General features: G+C 47.2%; 3 protein-coding genes. 1 reads left to right on the top strand and 2 read right to left on the bottom strand.

Annotated features, from left to right (window positions below; all coding sequences use genetic code 11):
• Positions 1-55 precede the first annotated feature (55 nt).
• Both JGK07_RS10145 and JGK07_RS10140 read right to left on the bottom strand, forming a co-directional pair.
• Positions 56-424 (bottom strand): Uma2 family endonuclease, encoded by a 369-nt coding sequence (locus JGK07_RS10145; protein ID WP_293178849.1) that lies wholly within the window; start codon positions 422-424, stop codon positions 56-58.
• Between the two features lie 12 nt (positions 425-436).
• Entirely contained in the window at positions 437-607 is a 171-nt protein-coding gene (locus JGK07_RS10140) for a hypothetical protein (protein ID WP_293178852.1), read from the bottom strand.
• Between the two features lie 600 nt (positions 608-1,207).
• Here JGK07_RS10140 and JGK07_RS10135 point away from each other — a divergent pair.
• Entirely contained in the window at positions 1,208-5,785 is a 4,578-nt protein-coding gene (locus JGK07_RS10135) for a tetratricopeptide repeat protein (protein ID WP_293178855.1), read from the top strand.
• Positions 5,786-6,000 lie beyond the last annotated feature (215 nt).

Here is a 6,000-nt window from a genome sequence, read left to right as displayed (position 1 = left end):
AGGTGTCATCACCCTCAAAACGTAGTTGTAACTGAGGCTGGCTATCTCTTCACCTTTAGGTACTGGTTGTCCTGTTATGTCCGGTGATTGGTGGATAGCGCTCGACATAAGCCCCATCGACTAATTGCAGAATTCGCCATACCCGCCCGTTAAACCGCCAAAACTCAGGCACTCCCATACTCGCATAGAGTGTATTTTTATTGAGATCCGTATGGGTAATATCCACTTCCACGACTAAATCCGGGGCAGGATCGACATTCAAATTAACCGGGCGATCGGCAACTAAGGCATAATTCTGGATATAGTACCCATTGTCGGGTTCGGCGCTCTTGAGTAGGTCTTCGCGATCGAGCGTAGTCGATCCCATCGTCTTGATTTTCATGCCCATCTCCACCACAAGGACTTGAATCAAGCGTTCGATCAAGCGAGCAGAGCGTTAGTGTCCTTCGAGGGACTGGGTAATTTCTAACACTCCGTTATCGTAGGTAAAGCGGGCGCGGGTGCGATCCGCCAGCAAACTTTGAATTTGCTTGAAGGCCTGCCAATCGAGGTCGCGAAAGGTGAGGCGCTTTTCTCCGACAAGTTGAGGTGGCGGCTCTAACAACATCAAAATTACCGCAATTTGAGATCGGATCGGATGTACGGTTGAAACCGCTTCTACACAAACGATGTCCGCCTCCGGGGACTAAGGATCGCGAATTAAATAACTTACAATTTTAATTATTGTGGGATGGGCGTCCCGCCCGTCCAGAAAGGGCGGGCGTCCCGCCCACCCCACTTTCAAGAGTGTAAATTATTTAATTTCTATTCCTAAGAGAGGATAACGTAATTTTAACCGCCACTCTTCAACTCCTCGCTCGATCGCGTGCAAGCTTGTATAGACGCGGTTTGGAACCGTCTTCTGAACCTTATTATAAGATATTTCTTCAACAAGTCTTGTAGTGCAGGCATCCTGAGTGCGATCGATTTTGGTGCTACTCGTTCTGCTCTTCAACCGGCGTCCGGCGGGTTTTGTTTGTATAGACGCGGTTTCAACCGCCCGGTTTCAACCGCCCGGTTTCAACCGCTGAGTTTCTCCCCAGTACCCCGAGTGAAAAAAAATAAGACTTAGGGGAACAAGCCTGCTACTGTTAGTGTCAAACGCAAGTATAATTATTTAACGTTTCGACTACCCTATTTAATTGCTGCCTCAGTCGCCACCGCCCCTATGCCATCAACAGTCAATACAGAATCAACAGCGGTTCAATTTAACCAACAGGGAGAAATATACTTATCCCAACGGAAATTAGCAGAAGCGATCGCCTCCTGCGAGCAAGCTTTAAAGATTGACCCCAATTTTGCACCGGCTTACAAAACTTTGGGCAATGCGCTGCAAGCTCAAGGCAGAATGGAAGAGGCGCGGCACTGGTACGCTAAAGCTATTGAAATTGCACCGAATTTTGCGGAAGTATACGCGAATTTAGGCAGCATTGGCGCGCAGCAGGAAAAATGGTCGGAGGCGATCGAGTTTTACCAAAAGGCGATCGCGCTTAAGCCTAATTTCGCCGGAGTATACCGGAATTTAGCCAAAGTATTCGGACAAATTGGCAAAGCGGCAGAAGCTCAAGAATGCTGGTATCGCGCATTCTGTTTGGAACCGGAAAAAGCATCTCCGGCAGAACATTTAAGTATGGGTGATGCTTTCTTTCGGCAAGAAAAGTTCCCGGAGGCGATCGGCTGTTACGATCGCGCCATAAAATTAAATCCTAATCTACCTCAAGCTTACCAAAACTTAGGCGAAGCGCTGAAAAAAGAAGGCAAGTTACAGGAAGCGACAGTATATTATCGTAAAGCTATTGAACTGAACGCAGCTAATGCTAGAAACGGCAGCGAGGGAGAGCAAACTTTGGCGGGTGCAACTGCAACTAACGGTGCAGCAGTTAAACCGCAACCCGCAGCACCCCCAGCCAAGCCGGTAGTCAAGCCACCAGTACAGCAAGCAGTTAATTCTACAATTAGTATAGAAGATCCAGAAGCATACAAAATACTCGCAGAAGGCTATTTTGCTCAGGGAAAATTGGAACAGGCAATTTCTGCTTGCAAAAAAGCTTTACAAATTAAGCCGGAAGCGCCACTTTATAAAATGCTCGGCAACGCCCTGCAAGCAGGTGGCAAAATTGATGAAGCTAAAAGTTGCTATGTCAAGGCAATCGAAATTAACCCGAATTTTGCCGAAGCCTACGCTAATTATGGCAGCATTTGCGCGCAGCAAGAACAGTGGCAGCAAGCGGTTTCTGCTTACGAAAAGGCGATCGCCATAAAACCGGATTTTGCCGGTGCTTTACGAAATTTTGGGAAACTTTTGGCGCAGTTAGGCAAGTCGGAGGCGGCAGCCGAAGCCTGGTATCGAGCATTTGCGATCGACCCGAAGTCGGGCACTGCTGAGGAACACGAGAATTTAGCCAAAACTTTGATCGAGCAAGGTAAGGTTGAGCAAGGAATCGACTGTTATCGGCGCGCGGTTGAGTTAAACCCAAATTCTGGCGCAGCTTATCATGAATTGGGCGAACTTCTGAAGGGTCAAGAACAGTGGGAAGCGGCAGTAGATGCTTACACCAATGCAATTAAAACAAATCCCGAACTTTCTTGGTCGCACAACAATTTAGCTGAGTCGCTGGTTAAGTTGGAACGCTGGGAAGAAGCTATAAATGCTTACCGCAAGGCGATCGAATTAAATCCAGATTTTAGCTGGTCTCACAACAATTTAGCAGATGTGCTGCTGAAGTTGGAACGGTGGGATGAAGCTGTAGAGGCTTACCGAAAAGCAACAGAATTAAATCCAGATTTCAGTTGGTCACACAACTATTTAGCAGACGCGCTGATTAAACTGGGAATGTGGGAAGAGGCTATTTCGGCTTACCAAAGGTCGATCGAACTAAATCCCGATCATTTCTGGGCCCACAACAATCTAGCCGAAGCGCTGGTGAATTTGGAACGCTGGGATGAGGCGGTGGTTGCGTACCGGCGCGCTAACGAACTGAATCCGAGTTTCTTCTGGTCTCATAGCAAGTTGGGCGATGCGCTGCTAGAAATGGAAAGATGGGATGAGGCGATCGCAGTTTACCGTCGCGCGGCGGAGTTGAATCGCGATTTTCCGTGGACTTATTACAACATGGGGACGGCTTTTGAGAAGTTGGAACGGTGGGATGAGTCGATCGTTGCTTATCGCTGTGCGGTGGAAATTCAGCCGGATTTGCCGTGGATTTCGCAGAAGTTGGCTGATGCTTTGAGGATGCGATCGCAGTGGGATTTGCAGGATGCGATGCGTTTGTACCAGCGCGCGATTCAGGAAAATGCTGATGACTTGCAGTTGTATCACAAGGCGCTGGAGATTGCACCGAATGATGCTGACCTTTATGTTGGGTTGGCTGATGCTTTGGTGCGGCATGGTTGGGTTGATGGGGCGATCGTCTTCTATCAGATGGCGTTGCAGGTTCGGCCGGGCGATCGGGCTATTTCAGGGATGCTAGATGAAGTCTTAAAAAAAAAGGGGGTAGTTAGGGCTGCGGGAGGCGATCGCGCTATTAACGGACATTCGGGAAGTGCGATCGAAGATACCCCAGGAGTAGCTGCGGAGTACCACGAATTAGGTGAGTCTCTGCAACAAGAAGGTAAATTTACCGAAGCTATTGCCGCCTACCGCAAAGCAATTGCCATTAATCCTAATTACTTTGGAACTCACCACAATTTAGGAGATGTTCTGAAATGGATGGGGAAAATTGATGAGTCCATTAAAAGCTATCAGAAATCTACACAAGTAAATCCAACTTTTGTTTGGTCGCACCACAACTTAGCAGATTTATATCAACAAGAAGGTCGTCTAGATGACGCTGTGGTGGCTTATCGGAAAGCGATCGCTCTCGATCCTGAATTTGGTTGGTCGTACCACAATTTAGCAAAAACTTTAGCTAAACAAAACAAGCTTTCCGAAGCTCTAGAAGCTTATCAAACAGCGAGTAAACTCGATCCGAAACTTTTTGGTTTGGATTATCAAAACCTACGAGATTCGCTATTCCTCGGTCAAGATCCTGCATACACCAAGTGGCGCGCTAAGCACAGTCCCAGAGAATCTGACTTGCGTAAAATGGCGGAAACACTAGAAATATTTAGCTACAAGCCACTGATTAGCATTGTGATGCCAGCGTACAATACGCCAGAAAATTATCTCAGGGAAGCTCTAGACTCAGTTATCAATCAAATATATCCGTACTGGGAACTGTGCATTGCTGACGACTTATCAACTGCGCCTCATGTCAAGCGGATTTTGCAGGAGTACGCAGCTAAAGATAGTCGCATAAAAGTAGTTTATCGAACCAAAAACGGTCACATTTCTCACTGTTCCAATTCTGCTTTGGAGTTGGCGACGGGTGAATTTATATCTCTGCTAGACCACGATGATACGCTGACACCAGAGGCATTGTATGAAGTGGTGCTGCTGCTGAACCGCCACCCGGAAGCGGACATGATTTATTCGGATGAAGATAAAATTTACGAAGACAAGGAACTAATCAATCCTTTTTTCAAGGCAGAATGGAGTCCCGATTCATTCCTGTCTCGGATGTACACCTGCCATTTGGGAACTTACAGGAAAAACTTAATTGATGAAATCGGCGGTTTTAGAGCAGGTTTTGAGGGAGCTCAAGATTACGATTTGGTTCTGAGGTTTACCGAAAAAACTGACAAGATATTTCACATCCCTAAAATTCTTTACCACTGGAGAATGCACGCGGGTTCGGCTGCTGGCGGTGTAGATGCAAAACCCTATGCCTATGATGCAGGGCAAAAAGCTTTGCAAGAGGCGATCGAGCGCAGGGGCGAACCGGGTAAAATTGAAGGCGTCCCCTACTTTTTGGGACACTTTATTGCACGCTATACAATAGCTGATTACAAGCGGGTGAGCATCATTATTCCCACGCGGGATTTAGGCGATGTCTTGGACAATTGCTTGGAGTCCATCTTTACTAATAGCGTCTACCCCAACTACGAAGTTATCGTCATCGACAACGGCAGTCAAGAGAAACACACGGCGGAAATTTTGGCTAAATGGAGGAATCAAGAATCAGCGAGGTTTAAAAGTTACCGCCTCGATATTCCGTTCAATTTCTCGAAGATTAACAACTACGCTGCTAGCAAGGCGGAGGGAGATTATTTGCTGTTTTTGAATAACGATACAGAGGTAATTACTCCCGACTGGATTGACGGGATGGTGGAACAAGCTCAGAGAAGCTCGATCGGGGCTGTGGGTAATTTGCTGATATATTCAGATAACAAAATCCAGCACGCGGGAGTGGTGATGGGGCTAGGCGGCGGAGTTGCCGGTCACAGTTATTATCATATGCCGCGATCTATTCCTGGCTATTTCGGAAATGTGGTAGGCATGAATAATGTTTCAGCGGTAACTGCTGCGTGTTTGATGTGTCGCCGCGAAGTATTTGAAAGTGTTGGGGGGTTTGACGAAGAGCTAACAGTGGCATACAATGATGTGGATTTGTGTTTGAAGATGTTAGAAAAGGGCTGTCGCAATATTTACTTACCTCATGTAGTTCTCTATCACCACGAATCTAAAAGTCGCGGTTATGAGGATTCGCCAGAAAAGAAAGCTCGGCTGAATAAGGAATCGAAGCTGATGGAAAGTAGGTGGCAAAAATATATTGACAATGACCCTTATTACAGTCCCCATTTAACTAGAGCGTGTCAAGACAGCGGTATTAGATTGGAGGACGAGAATTGGCGGCCAACTAATTAGGAACGAACATCCCCATGAGGGGTAGGCACGGGGGTACTACCCCTACAAATCAACAACCTGTAGGGGCGGTGCCCCGTGCCCGCCCTGGATGCCGGGGGAATCGCAAGGATTGTAACTTAGACAGAAGACCGATACAATTCATCAGACGGCACCAATGTCAACAACCTGTAGGGGCGGGTTCGCCGATAGCTTCAAGTGATACCCAAAGACTAAAA

The organism is Microcoleus sp. PH2017_24_DOB_U_A (assembly GCF_020738205.1).
Lineage (GTDB): Bacteria > Cyanobacteriota > Cyanobacteriia > Cyanobacteriales > Microcoleaceae > Microcoleus.
The sequence above is the reverse complement of the archived record's forward strand: the minus strand, read 5'-3'. Positions and strand labels throughout refer to the sequence as shown.